Origin of the sequence: Aeromonas sp. 159, assembly GCF_963862045.1 — a bacterium.
Taxonomy (GTDB): Bacteria; Pseudomonadota; Gammaproteobacteria; order Enterobacterales; family Aeromonadaceae; genus Aeromonas; species Aeromonas veronii.
In genome coordinates this window covers 1-16,780 of record NZ_CAWLMI010000033.1, presented here as the reverse complement: position 1 = coordinate 16,780, position 16,780 = coordinate 1, and the positions used below count along the sequence as shown (strand labels likewise).

The 16,780-nt window shown below is 59.2% G+C and carries 18 protein-coding genes and 2 tRNA genes; 14 read left to right on the top strand and 6 right to left on the bottom strand.

What is annotated here, in order from left to right; genetic code table 11:
* The first annotated feature begins 18 nt into the window (after nt 1–18).
* Nucleotides 19–738: a two-component system response regulator ArcA gene (gene arcA / locus AACR14_RS06930; RefSeq protein WP_005338193.1), complete on the top strand. Its 720-nt coding sequence runs from the start codon at nt 19–21 to the stop codon at nt 736–738.
* A gap of 162 nt (nt 739–900) precedes the next feature.
* On the opposite strand, the gene AACR14_RS06925 is transcribed toward arcA, so the two are convergent.
* Nucleotides 901–975, bottom strand: a tRNA-Gly gene (locus tag AACR14_RS06925).
* A gap of 14 nt (nt 976–989) precedes the next feature.
* Nucleotides 990–1,063, bottom strand: a tRNA-Gly gene (locus AACR14_RS06920).
* A 201-nt stretch (nt 1,064–1,264) separates the two neighbouring features.
* On the opposite strand from AACR14_RS06920, the gene cydD reads away from it, so the two are divergent.
* The 4 genes from cydD (at nt 1,265) to AACR14_RS06900 (ending at nt 5,688) form a co-directional block, all read left to right on the top strand.
* Complete coding sequence (gene cydD, locus AACR14_RS06915; protein ID WP_019445628.1) at nt 1,265–3,034, top strand: heme ABC transporter permease/ATP-binding protein CydD; 1,770 nt, start codon at nt 1,265–1,267, stop codon at nt 3,032–3,034.
* Nucleotides 3,027–4,757 carry a heme ABC transporter ATP-binding protein/permease CydC gene (gene cydC, locus AACR14_RS06910; RefSeq protein ID WP_019445627.1) on the top strand — a complete coding sequence of 577 codons (1,731 nt, stop codon included), beginning with the start codon at nt 3,027–3,029 and terminating at the stop codon, nt 4,755–4,757. Before cydD ends, cydC begins: the two co-directional genes overlap by 8 nt.
* A 163-nt stretch (nt 4,758–4,920) precedes the next feature.
* On the top strand, nt 4,921–5,292 hold the full coding sequence (rcsF, locus tag AACR14_RS06905; RefSeq protein ID WP_013723982.1) for an Rcs stress response system protein RcsF: 372 nt from the start codon (nt 4,921–4,923) through the stop codon (nt 5,290–5,292).
* Between the two features lie 9 nt (nt 5,293–5,301).
* Nucleotides 5,302–5,688, top strand: a complete 387-nt coding sequence (locus tag AACR14_RS06900) for a DUF488 domain-containing protein (protein ID WP_019445626.1) — start codon at nt 5,302–5,304, stop codon at nt 5,686–5,688.
* Nucleotides 5,689–5,846: 158 nt separating this feature from the next.
* On the opposite strand, the gene AACR14_RS06895 is transcribed toward AACR14_RS06900, so the two are convergent.
* The gene (locus AACR14_RS06895; protein ID WP_019445625.1) at nt 5,847–6,845 is read right to left on the bottom strand and encodes an NAD-dependent epimerase/dehydratase family protein; all 999 of its coding nucleotides are present in this window, start codon (nt 6,843–6,845) and stop codon (nt 5,847–5,849) included.
* A gap of 213 nt (nt 6,846–7,058) precedes the next feature.
* On the opposite strand from AACR14_RS06895, the gene tsaA reads away from it, so the two are divergent.
* Together tsaA and AACR14_RS06885 are read left to right on the top strand one after the other, a co-directional pair.
* Nucleotides 7,059–7,763, top strand: a complete 705-nt coding sequence (gene tsaA / locus AACR14_RS06890) for a tRNA (N6-threonylcarbamoyladenosine(37)-N6)-methyltransferase TrmO (protein WP_019445624.1) — start codon at nt 7,059–7,061, stop codon at nt 7,761–7,763.
* A 288-nt stretch (nt 7,764–8,051) separates the two neighbouring features.
* A complete protein-coding gene (locus AACR14_RS06885; protein ID WP_019445623.1) occupies nt 8,052–8,600 on the top strand; it encodes a cytochrome b in 549 nt (182 codons plus the stop codon).
* Nucleotides 8,601–8,687: 87 nt separating this feature from the next.
* Here the strand turns inward: AACR14_RS06885 and AACR14_RS06880 are convergent, their stop codons facing one another.
* Nucleotides 8,688–9,368, bottom strand: coding sequence for a bactofilin family protein (locus tag AACR14_RS06880; protein WP_019445622.1), 681 nt, complete (start codon nt 9,366–9,368; stop codon nt 8,688–8,690).
* 199 nt (nt 9,369–9,567) lie between these two features.
* Between AACR14_RS06880 and AACR14_RS06875 the strand changes: the two genes are divergently transcribed.
* From AACR14_RS06875 to AACR14_RS06850, 6 genes are all read left to right on the top strand, one after another.
* Entirely contained in the window at nt 9,568–10,242 is a 675-nt protein-coding gene (locus AACR14_RS06875) for a response regulator transcription factor (RefSeq protein WP_041201856.1), read from the top strand.
* Nucleotides 10,242–11,627, top strand: a complete 1,386-nt coding sequence (locus AACR14_RS06870) for an ATP-binding protein (protein WP_005338217.1) — start codon at nt 10,242–10,244, stop codon at nt 11,625–11,627. Before AACR14_RS06875 ends, AACR14_RS06870 begins: the two co-directional genes overlap by 1 nt.
* Nucleotides 11,628–12,013: 386 nt before the next feature.
* Nucleotides 12,014–12,544, top strand: a complete 531-nt coding sequence (locus tag AACR14_RS06865) for a hypothetical protein (protein ID WP_019445620.1) — start codon at nt 12,014–12,016, stop codon at nt 12,542–12,544.
* A 251-nt stretch (nt 12,545–12,795) separates the two neighbouring features.
* A complete protein-coding gene (locus AACR14_RS06860; protein WP_019445619.1) occupies nt 12,796–13,077 on the top strand; it encodes a putative quinol monooxygenase in 282 nt (93 codons plus the stop codon).
* Nucleotides 13,078–13,207: 130 nt separating this feature from the next.
* The gene (locus tag AACR14_RS06855) at nt 13,208–13,636 is read left to right on the top strand and encodes an N-acetyltransferase (protein ID WP_019445618.1); all 429 of its coding nucleotides are present in this window, start codon (nt 13,208–13,210) and stop codon (nt 13,634–13,636) included.
* A gap of 112 nt (nt 13,637–13,748) precedes the next feature.
* A complete protein-coding gene (locus AACR14_RS06850; RefSeq protein WP_005338226.1) occupies nt 13,749–13,997 on the top strand; it encodes a DUF3297 family protein in 249 nt (82 codons plus the stop codon).
* A 124-nt stretch (nt 13,998–14,121) separates the two neighbouring features.
* On the opposite strand, the gene AACR14_RS06845 is transcribed toward AACR14_RS06850, so the two are convergent.
* Both AACR14_RS06845 and puuR read right to left on the bottom strand, forming a co-directional pair.
* Nucleotides 14,122–15,399, bottom strand: a complete 1,278-nt coding sequence (locus AACR14_RS06845; protein ID WP_019445617.1) for an NAD(P)/FAD-dependent oxidoreductase — start codon at nt 15,397–15,399, stop codon at nt 14,122–14,124.
* A gap of 45 nt (nt 15,400–15,444) precedes the next feature.
* Nucleotides 15,445–16,047, bottom strand: a complete 603-nt coding sequence (gene puuR, locus AACR14_RS06840) for an HTH-type transcriptional regulator PuuR (RefSeq protein WP_019445616.1) — start codon at nt 16,045–16,047, stop codon at nt 15,445–15,447.
* Nucleotides 16,048–16,460: 413 nt separating this feature from the next.
* Between puuR and AACR14_RS06835 the strand changes: the two genes are divergently transcribed.
* On the top strand, nt 16,461–16,780 hold a 320-nt coding region (locus tag AACR14_RS06835), incomplete at its 3' end, for an aldehyde dehydrogenase family protein (protein WP_156808784.1).

Below are 16,780 nucleotides of genomic sequence, written 5' to 3'. Positions count from 1 at the left end.
AAGAATCTGGGAATACTCATGCAAACACCACACATTCTGATCGTCGAAGACGAGCTGGTCACACGCAATACCCTGAAAAGCATTTTTGAAGCCGAAGGCTACATCGTGCTCGAAGCCAACAACGGCGACGAAATGCACCAGGCCCTCACTTCCCACACCATCAATCTGGTGATCATGGACATCAACCTGCCGGGCAAGAACGGCCTGCTGCTGGCCCGTGAGCTGCGTGAGAACGACAACATCGCCCTGATGTTCCTGACCGGTCGTGACAACGAAGTGGACAAGATCCTGGGTCTGGAGATCGGCGCCGATGATTACATCACCAAGCCGTTCAACCCGCGCGAGCTGACTATCCGTGCCCGCAACCTGCTGAGCCGCACCATGAACGTGGCTGCCGGTGGCGAAGAGAAGAAGCTGGTTGAGCGCTACCTCTTCAACGGCTGGGCGCTGGATATCAACAGCCGCGCACTGGTCAGCCCGACTGGCGACATGTTCAAGCTGCCGCGCTCCGAGTTCCGCGCCATGCTGCACTTCTGCGAAAACCCGGGCCAGATCCAGACCCGTGCCGAGCTGCTGAAGAAGATGACCGGCCGTGAGCTCAAGCCACACGACCGTACCGTCGATGTGACCATCCGTCGCATTCGCAAACACTTCGAAAGCGTTAACGATACTCCGGAGATCATCGCCACCATCCACGGCGAAGGCTACCGTTTCTGTGGTGAGCTGGAACAGGAATAAGCTCCCGCTACGCTGTTGATCTGAAAAGGCGCCTCGGGCGCCTTTTCTGTCTCTGCAATTTGCCTTAAAAGCTGAGAAACCGTGAGCGTGACGTCGAACGGCGCACAAGACAGATGAAAAACAAAAAGCCCACTCGCAGGAGTGGGCTTTTTGTTTTGAAGCTGGAGCGGGCAGCGGGAATCGAACCCGCATCATCAGCTTGGAAGGCTGAGGTAATAGCCATTATACGATGCCCGCTGGCATCTGAAATTTGGAGCGGGTGATGGGAATCGAACCCACGTATGCAGCTTGGGAAGCTACCGTTCTACCATTGAACTACACCCGCGTCAGGGCTCCTACTATATGCATTTTGCCGCCGAGCGCAATGGCGCCTTTGCCACTTTTTTCAATAAATCAATCTGTTCGGACAAGGATTGAACAGACGGTTGCTTTTTCCATCAAACATTTTCAACACAGATAATTTACAAGGTTGCCAAGGCCAAACGGCAAGGATAGTCTTGCGCCACTCGACGCGAGGATGGTGGTAATGGATAAAAAAACGCAAAAACGTCTCTATGGCTGGTTGCGCAAGCAATCGAGTCACGGTCGCCGCTGGATCACGATATCCATCGCTTTTGGCCTTGGCCAGGGCATTCTGATGGTGGCGCAAGCCTGGCTGCTGGCGACCCTGTTGCACGGCTTTATCATCGAAGGCTCAACGCCTGAGCAATCCATCACGCTCTTTATTACCCTGCTGCTGGTGACGCTTGGCAAGGCGGCGCTGGCCTATGGCCGCGAAGTGGCCAGTTTCAAGGCGGGCAGCGCGGTGCGCCAGACCATCCGCCAGCTGGTGCTCACTCGCTTGAGTCGCCTCGGCCCTGCCTATATCCAGCGCCGTCCGGCCGGTAGCTGGGCCAGCCTGTTGCTGGAACAGATTGAAAACATGCAGGATTTCTTCTCCCGCTATCTGCCGCAGATGGCCATCGCCGTCTTTATTCCGGTGGTCATTCTGGTGGCCGTGTTCCCGGTCAACTGGGCGGCTGGTCTGATCCTGCTGGGCACTGCCCCCCTCATCCCCATCTTTATGATCCTGGTGGGTGTGGGCGCCGCCGATGCCAACCGCCGCAATTTTCAGGCGCTGGCCCGTCTCTCCGGCCACTTCCTCGATCGCCTGAAGGGGCTGCGTACCCTGCAACTCTTTATGCGTACCCAGGCAGAAGGTGACGCCATTCGCGACGCCTCGGAAGATTTTCGCGAACGCACCATGGAGGTGCTGCGCCTGGCGTTTTTGAGCACCGCCGTGCTGGAGTTCTTCGCCGCCATCTCGGTAGCGCTGGTCGCAGTCTACTTCGGCTTCTCTTATATCGACCATCTGAACTTTGGTAGCTATGGGGTCAAGGTCACCCTCTTTACCGGCCTGTTCGTGCTGTTTCTCGCTCCCGAGTTCTACGCCCCGCTGCGAGAACTGGGTGCCCACTACCACGCCAAGGCGCAGGCTATCGGCGCTGCCGAGCAGCTGCTTGAATTCCTCGAAGCCGAGGTGAGCGAGCCGGCCGCAGGCACAGCGCCGTTCCATGCCGACAGCCCGGTCAAGGTAGAAGCCAAAGCCCTTGAAGTGCTGAGCGCCGAAGGCAAGGTGCTGGTCGGCCCCATCGACTTCACCCTGGAAGCCGGTTCGCGCACCGCCCTCATCGGCGTCAGCGGCGCAGGCAAGAGCTCGCTGGTCAACGCCCTGCTCGGCTTTGCTCCCTATCGTGGCGAGCTCAAGGTCAACGGGCAGGAGCTTGCCACCCTTGACATGAGCCAATGGCGCCTGCAACTGGGCTGGCTCTCGCAAAACCCGCAGCTGTTCCACGCCTCCTTGCGCGACAACCTGCTGCTGGCCAAGCCAACGGCCAGCGATGCCGAGCTGGAAGATGCCCTGAAACAGGCGCAGGCGTGGGAATTTGCCATGGAAAAGGGGCTCGACTATCCGGTCGGCGATCAGGCTGGCGGCCTCTCGGTCGGTCAGGCCCAGCGCCTCGCCCTGGCGCGCACCCTGCTCAAATCAACCCAGCTGATGGTGCTCGATGAACCGACCGCCAGTCTGGATCGCCACTCCGAACGCGCCATCATGAGCACCCTTGAGCAGGCGATGGCTGGCCAGACCCTGCTGATGATCACCCACCGCCTCGACCAGCTTACCAAGATGGACAAGATAATGGTGCTGGCCCGCGGCCAGCTGGTGGAGCAAGGCAGCTTCCAGCAACTTAGTTCTGGGCAGGGGCTTTTTGCCCGCCTGCTCTCCCAACGTTCCGGAGGTTCTCTCGATGAGTGATCTGTTGCCGTTTCTGCGCCTCTATCGCCAACACTGGCTCAGCCTCACCATTGGTTTGCTGCTGGCGCTGGTGACCCTAGCCGCCGGCATGGGGCTGCTCTCCCTCTCCGGCTGGTTCCTCTCCGCCGCCGCCGTGGCGGGGATGACCGTTGCGACGACCCATGCCTTTAACTACATGACCCCCGCGGGCGGGGTGCGCTTCTTCTCCATCGTCCGCACAGCCGGTCGCTGGGGTGAGCGGGTAGTGAGCCACGACGCCACCTTCAGGGTACTGACCCGACTACGGGTCTGGTTCTGGCAGAAACTCTCGCCGCTCTCCACCGGTACTCTGGCCGGTTTCCGTCAGGCGGATCTGCTCAACCGGCTGGTGGCCGACATCGATGCGATGGACCACGTCTATCTGCGGCTGATCACCCCCATAGGCGCGGCCCTGCTCAGCACCGCCGGACTGGTCTTCTTCCTGTCGTTTTTCGACAGTCGCCTCGCCCTCACCCTGGGTGCCATTCTGCTGTTTGGCATGATCGCCCTGCCGCTGGTGTTCTACTTCCTCGGCCGTCGCCCCGGTCAGGCGCTGATTGCCGAAAAATCGACCCTGCGTACCCGGATGGTGGACTATCTGGATGGTCAGGCCGAACTGCAGATGTTTGCCGCCGCCCCCAAGGCGCTGGTTGAGCTGCAACAAGCCGAGCAGGCGCTGCTCGCCGCGCAGGCCCGCATGGCCAAGGTAAGCGGGCTGGCCAACTTCTCGGCGCAACTGCTGAGCGGCTGGACCCTGACCCTGATGCTCTGGCTGGCCGGTCATGGAGTAGCGGGCGCTGCGCCCGACCCCATTACCGCACTGATGGTCTTTGCCACCCTGGCAAGCTTCGAGGCACTGATGCCACTGGCGGGTGCTTTCCAGCACCTCTCCACCAGCCTCACCTCGGCACGCCGCCTGAACGAGATCCTGCAAGAGGCAAAAGCCCCCGTGTGGGGCGACGAACAGACCCACGCCACCGCTGGCGCGCTGCAGATCAATGACCTCTATTTTGGCTACCCCGGCAACCCCCAGCCGGTGCTGCGTGGCTGCACCCTGCAGCTGCACGCCGGTGAGAAGCTGGCGCTGCTGGGCCAGACCGGCTGCGGCAAATCGACCCTGATGGGGCTGCTGACCCGTGAGTGGAGCCCGCAGGCTGGCAAGATCCTGCTGGGTGGCAAGCCGCTCACCGACTACAGCGAAGGGGCGCTGCGCGCCTCCATCTCGGTGGTGAGCCAGCGGGTGCATCTGTTTGCCGATACCTTGCGGGGCAACCTCAAACTGGCCGCCCCGACCGCCACTGACGAGCAGCTGATTGCGGTACTGACTCAGGTCGGACTGGCCAATCTGCTGGAAGATGAGGCGGGCCTTGACGCCTGGCTCGGTGACGGCGGCCGCCCCCTCTCAGGTGGTGAGCGTCGCCGTATCGGCATCGCCCGCGCCCTGCTGCACGATGCGCCGCTCTGGCTGCTGGACGAACCGACCGAAGGGCTCGACAGCCAGACCGAGCGGGAGATCATGGATCTGCTGTTCCGGCTCGGGGCTGATCGCACCTTGCTGCTCATCTCCCACCGTCTGCTGGGGATGGAGCAGATGGACCGGATTGCCCTGATGGAAGAGGGACAGATCCGCCTCTGCGCCCCTCACAACGAGCTGCTGGCGGATGATTACTACCGCAGCCTCTATCAGCGACTGGCTCCGGTTTGATATCAGGCTGATGGGGGTCACACCCTGACAACCGGGCGCAAAACGGGGCTGGTCGCCGCAGGCGGCTGGCCCCTATAATGTCCCCCTCATTATTCAACAAGATGCCGACATGGAGCGCCTGCGCATTTCTACTGTCCTCATCACCGACACAAGATACGAGACGATGAAACGCCTGATCCTGATGATGCCCCTGATTGCCTCCGGCTGTGCCAACTACGCCTTCAACAGCAATCTGGATAAAGAGAACTTCGACGAATACTTCAAACCCGGTAGCGTGCGCATCTATGAACAAGATGAGCTGGCTGACCTCAACTACCTCTACCTCGGCACCATCGAGGGTGAATCCTGCCAGGCCGATGCCAACCAGCCGGTACCCAACGCCGGTGAAGCGCGCACCCTGGCCCGCCGCCGCGCAGCCGACATGGGTGGCAACGGCGTCACCATCGACAAGTGTGCCGAGTTCAGCGACACCCCGGGCTGCCTGAAACAGGTGATCTGCTACGGGCAGGCGCTGAAAGTGGCCGAAGAGAAGTAACTCACTGTCATGGCCCTCGCTATCGTTCGCCTTGGCAGCCCGCGCCTGCCCGATGAGGGGCTGCGGATCGGCACGGTGCGCCGCCCGCCCCGCGGCATACCCAAGAGCGAATTTGCCAGCCAGCATTGGTACGATGTCTGGTTCCCCAACCTGGCCCCCAGCAGCGAGACCATGAAGTTGGGGCAGGCAGCCGAGACGCCCGCCCAGTGGGCAGCGTTTGGCAAACAGTACAAGGCCGAGATGGCGCAACCTGCCGCCAGGCATGATCTGGCGTTGCTGGCCGCCCTCTCCCACACCACCAACCTCTCGGTCGGTTGCTACTGCGAGCAGGAGTCCCGCTGCCATCGCACCATTTTGAAAGAGCTGCTGGTAGCCGCGGGGGCCGCCATTCGCTAACTCGGTGAGCGACAGCGATGTGATGGGGAATCGCGTCAGCCTGTATTCGGCAACCATCAGGCATGGATAGACAGAGAGGGCATCCCGCGGGATGCCCTCTCTCGTTGTATTCACACCTGCCGCGCCACGCTCGGTAGCAGCGGCTCGATGCACCTCTCCTATTGCAGACTGGGTTCCAGCAACTGCTGCCGCAGCGAAGTCTCCTCGGCCTGAGTCATGGCATGTTCCGCCACCCCGGCGGCAGGCTCGATGGCCAGCCAATGGGCAAGGTCGGCGGCGGTCTCTTCCAGCGGCCGGAAGTTCAACCCGTGGACGATGGCCGCCTCGGCGCTTATAGAGCCGTAACCGGCAAACTCCGCCTGCGCGCAGGGCAGCAGGGTGGGATAGCTCTGCCAGGGCTCGATTCCGGCTGCCATCAGGGTGGACCAGGGCAGCCACTCGGGCTGGATGGGGCGGGCGGGCTGCAACCGGGCGCTCAGCCGCTCCAGCCAGTCACTCAGGGTAATACCGGATTTGAGCAAGTTGAATGTGCCCCCCAACTGCTGCTCGGCCGCGCGCAACACAAACTCGACACAGTCGCGCACATCGAGATACTGCAAGCGATCCTCACCACTGCCCGGCAACAACCAGGGCCCGCCCTGCTGCACCCGCTTAATCCACCAGGCCATGCGCCCGGTAGGATCATGGGGGCCACACAGTACGCCCGGGCGCAGGATGCAAAGCCGCTCGCCCCAGCGGGCGCGATACTCCTGCTCGCACAACACCTTAAGGGGGCCATAGTCAGTGGGCATTTCACCTTCGGGGATAGCATGCAGCGGCGCCGACTCATCCATCCCGGGCATTGAGAAATCGCGATAGACGCTGATGGTGGAGATAAAGATCAGCCGCGCGCAGCGCCCGAGCAAAGCTGCCGAGAGGCTCGCCGCCTGCTCAGGGCGATAGCAGCAGGTATCGATGACGAGATCCCACTGCAAACTGGCCCCTTGCAGGGCGATCAGGCTCTTGTCCCTGTCGCCGGTGAGCTGCACCAGATCGCGCCAGTCCGGATGCTGGTGCAGGCCACGGTTGAACAGCGTCACTTCATGGCCCCAATCCAGCGCCAGCGCGGTGAGGTGGCGCCCCAAAAAGCCGGTGCCACCGATAATCAGCAGTTTCATCCCTCTCCCTCCCCCTTCGGCGCGAGTGCACACATTTCATCCTGACACGCCAGTTGCCTCCACCCTACGCAACTTGGCGCGCGGGCACAGCCCCCGACAGGCCGGGATGGGACAGGGATCACGGCAGCGCCGCAGAAAAGGGCGTATCGAGGCCAAGCCTGCGTTTTGGGGCTGCCTGTGCTAAATTGCCGGGGTTTTCAGTCAGGATCCGCCATGAAGTTCGAAATCGACACCCTCGGGATCATCCGCTCTCCCTACAAGGAGAAGTTCGCCATCCCCCGCCAGCCCGGTCTGGTCAAATCGGCCCGCGCCCGCCTCGAGCTGCTCCCCCCTTACGATCAGCCGGATGTGCTGCGCGGCATCGAGCAGTTCTCCCATCTGTGGCTCAGCTTCGTGTTTCATCAGACCATGGCGCAGGGCTGGCACCCGACGGTGCGCCCGCCGCGCCTTGGCGGCAACGAGCGGGTCGGCGTCTTTGCCACTCGCTCCACCTTCCGCCCCAATCCGCTAGGTCTCTCGGTGGTCGAGCTGCACGGGATCGGCCGTGAGCGGGGCAAGCTGTGGCTGGAGCTGGGGGCGGTGGATCTGCTCGATGGCACCCCCATCGTCGATATCAAACCCTACATTCCCTATGCCGACAGCCTGCCGGATGCCCGTGGTGGTTTTGCCCCCGACGCCCCCACCCCGCCGCTGGCGGTGAGCTTCAGTGCCGAGGCCGAGCAGCAGTTGCAACCCTGGCTCAAGGCCCACCCCGAGCTGCGCCAGCTGGTGAGCGAAGTGCTGGCACAAGATCCGCGCCCCGCCTACAAGAAGGGCAAGCCCGATGAGAAGGAGTACGGGGTGCGGCTGTTTGACTGCAACGTCCGTTTTCGCATCAGCGAGCCGGATTGCGTGGTGCTGGCCATCGAGCCCGCCTGAACCTTGGCGGGCTGACATCACTGATGCTATTTCACGCCTTCTTCACGTCACAAGGGGCTTAATGAGCCTGTAAATTGTGTGGCATTGATCAGACTATCCACCCGGTTGCCAGTGATACCATGCAGACAGCAGAGGGCATCTCCTCTCTGACTGATGCCAGCGGCAGGCTATCGATGTATGGCAAGCATGGTAGCTCTGCTGTTGCCACCAAAGGATCTGGCCTGGCCCCGACACGTTTGAGTGCGGGGATGCCACACGGATGTGACAGCACTTCGAAGGAACAAACCTATGCTGATGAACAGTGAACAACGTTATGGCACCCTGAATATCGGGCTGCACTGGCTGACCCTGTGGGCCATGATCGCCGTCTACGCCCTGATCGAATTTCGCGATATTTTCCCCAAAGGGGACCCGGGTCGGGATCTGATGAAGGAGTGGCACTTTATGCTGGGGCTGCTCATCTTCGCCCTGGTGTTTGTCAGACTGGCACTGCGCTGGATGAGCCCGACGCCCCGTATCGTGCCCGAGCTCTCCCCGCTCATGCACAAGCTGGCAAAACTGGCCCACCTCGCCCTCTACGGTTTTCTTATTCTGACCCCGCTGTTTGGCTGGCTGCTGCTGAGCGCCGCGGGCAAGCCCATCCCCTTCTTCGGGCTTGAGCTGCCTGCCCTGCTCTCCCCCAGTCCGGATCTCAAGGGGCTGATCAAGGAGGTGCACGAGACGCTGGGCAATATCGGTTACGCCCTGATCGGCCTGCACACGGTGGCGGCCCTCTATCACCACCATATTCTCAAAGACAACACCCTCACCAATATGCTGCCGCCGCGCCGCAGCTAACGGGTAACGGGGAAATGCAGAGGGGGCCATCGTGGCCCCCTCTCTGTTTTCCTGAACAACCGTCATCTGCACCGCTGGCAAACGACATCACGCCTGCTTGGCCAGCTCCTCGGTCGGCTTGCCTTTCGGCTCGTGCGGCAGCTTTTTCACATTGCTCTTGCTCTCCGGCTGCTTGCTCCCGGACGCACTGTTTTCAGACAAGGCTTGCAACACAGGATCGGCCTTGCCGGCCACGGTGGGCTGGGACTGGCCAACAAAGTTGCCGCCCTTGCAGATGGAGAGACTGCCCCCCTTGAAGATCCCCTGCATCTTGCCGCTCTCCAGGATCTCCACCTCGGCGGAGGTACAGGTGCCTTCCAGCAGACCATTGATGATCACGTGGGGCGCACTCACCTCCCCCTCAACGCTACCGCCCTGCATGATGCGCAGCACACCACCGATGAGCTGGATGGTGCCATTGACCTGACCTCGCACCTCCAGATCCCCCTCCACCTGCAACTCGCCCTTGAAGCAAGCACCGGCTGCAATCACGGTGGCCCCCGCCGACGCAGTAGCCGCACCACCTTTGTTTCTTCCAAACATCCGTACTCTCTCCACCAACCACACAAGCAGAACCAGCGGCATCGGCGCCACTGGCCACAGAAAACAGGGCGACCCCAGCACGTAGAGCAGCAAGGCTGCCCCCCAGCAGAGCCAGACAATATAGAGGAGGTCGCTGCGCTCACGCTGTTGCAGTCGCGCCAGCAGCCTCCCGGCCATCTCTCTCATCACATCAAACCTTTCGCAACATGACTGCCGACCAGCATGCCATCGACAACCCGGACCATGGTTAAACGACCAGTTGGCGCGAACTCTGAAGTCCTGCTGATTCAGTCCCGATACAGCCGGGATGCATTAGGATTCGAATTGACTCGAAGCGACATACACTTTCTAATTGACAGCCTGGATCCCTATGACCGCTCACATCATGAAAATTCTGTTGGTCGAAGACGACAAGCTGCTCAATCACCACCTCTCCTCTCTGCTGACCGAAGCCGACAATCAGGTCTACAGCACCGACCAGGCCGGGATTGCACTGCACTACGCCGCCGACTATCCCATTGATGTGGCCATCATCGACCTCGGTCTGCCCGATATGGACGGCCTGCAACTGATCCGGCAACTGCGCGAACGGCAGATCCCCTTCCCCATCATTGTGCTGACCGCCCGTGGCAACTGGCAGGACAAGGTCGAAGGACTGGAAGCGGGTGCTGATGACTATCTGGTCAAACCGTTCCAGAAAGATGAGCTGCTGGCCCGACTCAATGCGCTGGTGCGCCGCAGCGCCGGTTTTATCTCGCCCAGGGTGAAAGCCGGTGATTACGAGCTGGATCTCTCCCGCAAGGAGCTGACCATCGCCGGTGAAGTGGCGGTGCTCACCAGCTTTGAATACCTCATTCTGGAGTACCTGATGCGCAACGCCCGTCAGGTAGTCTCCAAGCAGCAACTGCTCGACCAGCTCTACGGCGATGGCGAAGGGGACCCCAACACCATCGAAGTGATGGTGAGCCGCCTGCGCAAGAAGCTGGATCCGGAAGGGACGATTCAACCCATCTCCACCATCCGGCGTCAGGGTTATATCTTCAACCTCTCCTGTAACTGATGCAGTTTCATCTGCCGCGCCCTATCAAGATGATCCGCAGCTCACTGCACATCAAACTGCTGCTCAGCTCGCTGCTGGTCATCGCGCTGATCATGGGGTTTGCCGTCTACGCCCTCTACCTCGGCCACGTCGAGGAGCAGACCCAGAAGGCCAGTGCCCGGATGCAGGAGAACCTGGCCAAGTTGTTTTCCTCCACCGAGCCGGATGACAAGGGGTCGAACGTCGAGCTGGGGCGGATATCCCGTGGTGCGGGGGATCGCAACCTCGATACCCTGATCTGCCGCGCCGATGGCGATCTGGTCTGGTCGAGCCTCCATATGCCGGAGGTGATCAAGGCCAAACAGACCATCTGCGGCGATCTGATGAAGTATCTGGGGGGGATGGATCTCGACTACTTCTTCAAGAAGCACACCATCAAGAACGGCGAGAGCTACTTCGTCTACAGCCTGCGGTTTATCCGCAATCCCGGCAGCGGCACCACCGCCTACTACGTGGTGATGATCGACTCGGCCAAACGCTACCACGAAGAGTCCCGCACCTACCTCTACCAGACCGCCAAACAGGCACTGCTCGCCTATATGCTGCTGGCCGGGCTGCTGCTGCTCACCACCTTCTGGAGCCTCAGCTCCCTGCGCACCATCGCCCGTCAGATCGACGATATCCGGGCCGGCAAGCGCGATGACCTCTCAAGCGATTTTGAGCGAGAGCTGGCCCCGCTGACCGACTCCATCAACCAGCTGCTGGAGAACGAACGCCAGCAGACCCAGCGCTACCAGCACGCCCTCAACGATCTCGCTCACAGCCTGAAAACCCGGCTGGCGCTGATCCAGATCACCACCCGCGAAGTGAAGCTGGGGCGGGAGATCCACGACAACATCAACGAGCAGATCCTCACCATGGATCAGATGATCCAGTATCAGCTCAGACGGGCCGTGACCGGCCGCCAGCGCCTTGCCAGCAAGGGCACCGAGCCGGTACCGCTGATTGAAAAACTGCTGGCCAGCCTGACCAAGGTCTATCGCCACAAAAAGCTGCAAACCCACTTCAAGTTCGACGATGACGCCCTCTTCCACGGCGAACAGGGCGACCTGATGGAGCTGATGGGTAACCTGCTCGACAATGCCTGCAAATTTGCCATCAGTGAAGTGAAGGTGACGGTGCGCCGCCATCTCGAGCGGCTGCGTATCGAAGTGGAAGATGATGGCCCGGGAATCGATCCGGCCAAATCGGAGCAGATCTTCCAGCGCGGCGTGCGGGCAGACAGTTCACCCGGTCAGGGCATAGGTCTGGCAGTGGTGACCGAAATCGTCCACAGCTATGGCGGCCAGATCCGGGTCGATGAATCCCCCCTCGGCGGCGCCCGCTTTACCCTGGATCTGCCCTAATCGGCATTGCCCTGCTCAACCTCGCCCGTAATGGCCCTATCACAAGGCCCCCGACCTCGGGGGCCTTGTGGTTTTTGCCACCCAAGTTGTTTTAATTTATTGATCCGGCACTGATTATCGCCCCTCAGCCCTTCCACCACCGGCTTCAATCGGTATCATGGTGGCACGGCACAAAGCTGCTTCCGGAGCCACACCATGAGCATTCGCTGTCAGAAGGGAGTTATCCGCAGAACATGGGTTAAAAGCAGCACACCGGGAACTGTAACTTGGGGGCGGTAGCGTTTCGAATAGAAAATATGAGCGACCTCAAATGAAAACTAGAAATACATACAACTTATTAGTGATAACTTAATGTAAGCTCCTATCTTTAGCTTATGAGGAAAGTAATGGACGCAGAAAAAATAATATTATCAAGTGGTGACCACGAAATATTATTATCTATTTCTCCTGATTGGCCAATGATTATCATTACCGGTTTAATTGGTATTGGTAGTATTTTTACTTCTATCTTAGTCGGCCGAATAAGCCGACAAAATCAGCAGGCTCAAAACCTAGCAAAAAAAGCAGAATTAAGGCAGGCATGGATAAATGAGTTACGACAAAACATATCTGATCTTATTAGCATAGCAGCAATGATTGCCGTTAGGAAACATTTGGATGATGATTTTCAAAACAATGAATCGTTTTATCAATATCACTCCCAATTAATTTCTGTCAGAACAAAGATACATCTAATGCTTGACCCCAATAAAGAATACTCTAAGATAATAAAATCTTTAATTAAAGATGTGTATTCTGAATCAGTAAAAAAAGACGGTACAACTAAAGATTTAAATGTCTATCGTATTGCACTTGAAGAACAATCACAAAAGGTGCTTGAAAAAGCATGGATGGATATTAAGTCTGAGCTAAAATGAGATGTTTTCCACATGTAAAACCGAATTAAAGTATTCATTTTAGAACCATGAAATTAATTCATTTGTGCCGAATCGTTTAAATCCATGATAATTAAACATATAACCAATAAACATTAGTTACATATTTATATAGTATTTACGACTCAGGCAATCTTTGCATTTAATAAAAATATTGTGAGGTATATTATCTCGTTAACATGCCGAAAGCCAATTTTCAATTATTATAAATATCCACAACTCAGGGATAAAATATGGGCAAAGTGATTTTACAGGGATTTATTATTGTGCCTCTCTCCGAGCTTGCGATAGTCAAGAGCGAGCTTGATGCCCATATCTGTTTAACCCACGCTGAAACCGGCTGCCTGATCTTTAAGGTGACTCAAGATCCTGTCAATCCCTGCCGATTCGATGTCTATGAAGAGTTTGTTGATGATGCGGCTTTTCAAGCACACCAAGCCAGAGTCAAATCCTCCCGTTGGGGGGAAATAACCGTCAATGTCGAGCGACACTATACGGTAACAGGGATTGCATAAATCACAGCCTTGCCATTTTGGCCAAGGTGGCGACCGGGAGTGGCACAGAACTCTCGCTACCGCGAATGCCCGATTACGCTGCGCTTATATCGAGCCTGCGTTACTTCCACTCTTTGTTATTAAGGCCACTATGATCCGTCCATTATCCGCCACCGATCTGGATGCCGCCGTCGAGCTCTGGTATCAGGCATCGGTACAAGCCCACGACTTTATTCCCGCCGCCTTTTGGCATGAGCAACGGGCAGCGATGCGGGACATCTATCTGCCCGCCAGCCAGAGCTGGGTCTATGAGGAGGATGGACAGCTACTGGGCTTTATCTCCTGGTATCAGGGGTCTGTTGCCGCGCTGTTTATTTCCCCTGATCACCAATCACACGGGTTGGGTCGCCAACTGCTCGAACACCTCAAAGCCCAATATGATCGACTCGAGTTGACGGTCTACGCCGAAAATGAGCAGGCCCGGCGCTTCTACTCCCGCAACGGTTTCAAAGAGGGTGAGCAGCAGTTGTGCAAGCATAGCGGCCGTCCCGAGCTGGTGATGGATTGGCAACGGGGATAAGCGGGTCGCCAACATAGATGGCCGCCCGCCTTGGCCGGTATTGGGGCCGCCTTGAATGCCATGACAGCATTCTCTACAATGACCCACTTTTTATTCATTTCGGGTTATATCGATGAGCGATACCAGCACCAAACCGGCTCTGCCGGATCACCTCTCCTGCAATCCACGCAGCCCTCACTATGTGGCCGCCTGCTTCGAGCACCCGATCGGTATTCGCCTGAACGGCAAAGAGCGCACCGATGTCGAGGAGTACTGCATCAGCGAAGGTTGGGTGAAGATCCCCTCCCCCAAAGCGCTGGATCGCCGTGGTCAGCCCATCCTGATCAAACTCAAGGGCACCGTTGAAGCCTTCTACAGCTAAACAACGCTCTGCAGCTTGATAAACAAGGCCACCCTCGCGGTGGCCTTGTTGTTTCTGGTATTGGTGCTGGCGTCAGCGTTATCTAAGCGGCACCCACCAGCCCACATTTCTAGCTGGGCAGCTCTTATACACCCAAGCGGTCGCGCAGGGTGTACCAGGCGGCGCCCGCAGCGGTGAAGGGGATGCGGAACAGGCGGCCACCCGGGAAGGGGTAGTGCGGCAGTTTGGCAAAGGCATCGAAGCGCTCCGCCTGACCGCTCAGCACCTCGGAGAGCAGCTTGCCCGCCAGATGGGTACAGGTGACGCCGTGGCCGCTGTAGCCCTGCATGTAGTAGATGTTGGGGCCGATGCGACCAAACTGCGGCAGCCGCGACAGGGTGAGCAGGAAGTTACCGGTCCAGGTGTACTCCACCTTGACCCCCGCCAGTTGCGGGAAGGTCTTGAGCATCTTGGGGATGATCAGCCGCTCGATGTCCGCAGGATCCCGCGCGCCATAGACCACGCCACCGCCATAGAGCAGCCGGTGATCGCCGGAGGTACGGTAGTAGTCGAGCAGGTAGTTGCAATCCTCCAGACAGTAGTTTTGCGGCAGGAGTGAACGGGCCCGCTCCTCTCCCAGCACTTCGGTGGCGATCACCTGGGTGCCGCAAGGCATGCTTTTGCTGGCCAGTTCCGGCACCAGATTGCCGAGGTATGCGTTGCCGGCCACCACCACAAAGCGCGCCTTCACCGACCCCTTGGCGGTCTTGACCAAGGCTGGCTGCCCCGGGGTGATGCTGGTGACGGCGGATTGTTCGAAGATCTGCCCCCCCTGGATGCGGATGGCTTCCGCCTCCCCCAACGCCAGATTGAGGGGGTGGATATGGCCGCCGCTCTTGTCGAGCAGGGCGCCGACGTAGCGATCGCTCGCGACCACCTCGCGCACCCCCTTGACATCGAGCAGCTCCAGCTGGTCGTTGCCCCACTTCTGCCAGCGGGCGTATTGGGATTTGAGCTCGTGCAGCTGCTTCTCGGTCTCGGCGGCAAAGACGCCCCCCTCCTGCAGATCGCACTGGATGTTGTAGCGCTTGATCCGCTCGCGGATGATCTGGCCCCCCTCAAACAACATGGAACCGAGCAGCCTGGCCTGATCCGGCGGGCAGTTCGCTTCTATGGTGTCGATGTCGCGGCTGTAGGAGTTGACGATCTGTCCACCGTTGCGGCCGCTGGCGCCAAAGCCGACTCGTGCGGCCTCCAGCACCACCACCTTGTAACCCTTTTCTACCAGATGCAGCGCGCTGGAGAGGCCGGTATAACCCGCCCCGATGACACAGACATCGCACTCCAGCTGCTCGGTCAATGTCGGATAGGGTGCGTGTTTATTGGCGCTGGCTGCGTAGTAACTGTTTACATGTTCGGTCATGATCCCTGTTTCCTTACCGGTTCGGTTGCCAAACTACTGCCTAGATTAAAAGCTCGCCGGGGTGTGGGCGCTGACGATGCGACAGGTCTCCCCCGACGGATTGCTGAAGCTGTGGGGCTCGCCGGTGTCGATCACATAGCTGTCGCCCGCCTCCAGCTGATAACTCTGGCCCGCCACCGTCAGGATCACCGACCCCTCCAGCACGGTGCCGACCTCCTCCCCCTGATGGGTCACCTGACCGCCGGTGTCGGTGCCGGGGGGATAGGTCTCCAGCATAAAGCCGAGCTGACGGCGGTTGTTGCCGTTGTGCACCAGCTTGAGGGAGACCCCCTGACTGCCCAGCTCGATCAGCTGATCAGCCTTGATCACCACTTCCGGAGTGCGGCTCTCCTCCTCGGCGAAAAAGCGCGACAGCGGCAGGCCGTAGATGGTGAGCAGCTTTTGCAGGGAGGCGACCGAGGGGCTCACCTTGTCCTGCTCGATCATGCAGATGGCGCCATGAGTCAGGCCGCTCAACTCGGCCGCCCGCCGCTGGGAGAGCCCCAGCTGATGGCGCACCGCCGCCAGCCGTTCCCCCATGGTGCGCGCCCCGGCGTCAGCCACACTCAACGGTCGAGCCACGCTCTCCCGGCTCTGTGGCCCGCTCATGAAAGGCCCCCTGCTGCGCCATGTCTGCATCCTTGCATCATCAGCCTCTCCTGCTTGCGCGTGATCGCATCGGATCAGGCGCTGCCTGTTTACCCTGCTGGTTAAAATAGCCGACCAGCTTTCCCTTGCCGTTCACTATGTTACACAGCACAACCGTTCATTATTTTGCACACCTGATTTACCATCTCCCGGTCGTCTGCCCACTTACAGCCTGCAAGCGAACCGGAGAAAGCGCGCTACACAGCCCATTTTCTAGCATGGCGCCCCCCAGCAATTCAAATATATTTAACACTTGAAAAACATTTCAGCTCAAATTATGGTCTTCCTGTGCTTATTATTTTATACGGCAGCGGCGCAGGAAGGGTCGGCTCACTCCGGCAACCAGCTGCTCTGACCCACACTCGAGGCTTCTCATGTCAGGAACAACATCCCACTCCAGCTTGATCACATCCCGCGCCTATATAGATGGACAGTGGTGCGAGGCCGCCAGCGGCCGCACCTTCGAGGTCACCAACCCCGCCAGCGGTGCCGTCATTACCCAGGTGCCCGACATGGATGCCGAGGATACCCGCCGCGCCATCGCAGCCGCCCACGCGGCGCAACCCGCCTGGGCTGCGCTGACCGCCAAGGAGCGCAGCAACAAGCTCTACGCCTGGTTTGCCGCCATCACAGCCCACAGCGACGAGCTGGCCCGCATCATGACCTGCGAGCAGGGCAAGCCGCTGGCGGAAGC

Excerpts from the sequence above, each read along its gene's own strand:
- AACR14_RS06895 (WP_019445625.1), bottom strand. The coding sequence starts at position 6,845 with ATGAAACTGCTGATTATCGGTGGCACCGGCTTTTTGGGGCGCCACCTC.
- cydD (WP_019445628.1), top strand. The coding sequence starts at position 1,265 with ATGGATAAAAAAACGCAAAAACGTCTCTATGGCTGGTTGCGCAAGCAA.
- puuR (WP_019445616.1), bottom strand. The coding sequence starts at position 16,047 with ATGAGCGGGCCACAGAGCCGGGAGAGCGTGGCTCGACCGTTGAGTGTG.
- AACR14_RS06865 (WP_019445620.1), top strand. The coding sequence starts at position 12,014 with ATGGACGCAGAAAAAATAATATTATCAAGTGGTGACCACGAAATATTA.
- AACR14_RS06875 (WP_041201856.1), top strand. The coding sequence starts at position 9,568 with ATGAAAATTCTGTTGGTCGAAGACGACAAGCTGCTCAATCACCACCTC.
- AACR14_RS06855 (WP_019445618.1), top strand. The coding sequence starts at position 13,208 with ATGATCCGTCCATTATCCGCCACCGATCTGGATGCCGCCGTCGAGCTC.
- tsaA (WP_019445624.1), top strand. The coding sequence starts at position 7,059 with ATGAAGTTCGAAATCGACACCCTCGGGATCATCCGCTCTCCCTACAAG.
- AACR14_RS06870 (WP_005338217.1), top strand. The coding sequence starts at position 10,242 with ATGCAGTTTCATCTGCCGCGCCCTATCAAGATGATCCGCAGCTCACTG.
- AACR14_RS06880 (WP_019445622.1), bottom strand. The coding sequence starts at position 9,368 with ATGAGAGAGATGGCCGGGAGGCTGCTGGCGCGACTGCAACAGCGTGAG.
- AACR14_RS06860 (WP_019445619.1), top strand. The coding sequence starts at position 12,796 with ATGGGCAAAGTGATTTTACAGGGATTTATTATTGTGCCTCTCTCCGAG.
- arcA (WP_005338193.1), top strand. The coding sequence starts at position 19 with ATGCAAACACCACACATTCTGATCGTCGAAGACGAGCTGGTCACACGC.
- cydC (WP_019445627.1), top strand. The coding sequence starts at position 3,027 with ATGAGTGATCTGTTGCCGTTTCTGCGCCTCTATCGCCAACACTGGCTC.
- AACR14_RS06900 (WP_019445626.1), top strand. The coding sequence starts at position 5,302 with ATGGCCCTCGCTATCGTTCGCCTTGGCAGCCCGCGCCTGCCCGATGAG.
- AACR14_RS06850 (WP_005338226.1), top strand. The coding sequence starts at position 13,749 with ATGAGCGATACCAGCACCAAACCGGCTCTGCCGGATCACCTCTCCTGC.
- AACR14_RS06885 (WP_019445623.1), top strand. The coding sequence starts at position 8,052 with ATGCTGATGAACAGTGAACAACGTTATGGCACCCTGAATATCGGGCTG.
- rcsF (WP_013723982.1), top strand. The coding sequence starts at position 4,921 with ATGAAACGCCTGATCCTGATGATGCCCCTGATTGCCTCCGGCTGTGCC.
- AACR14_RS06845 (WP_019445617.1), bottom strand. The coding sequence starts at position 15,399 with ATGACCGAACATGTAAACAGTTACTACGCAGCCAGCGCCAATAAACAC.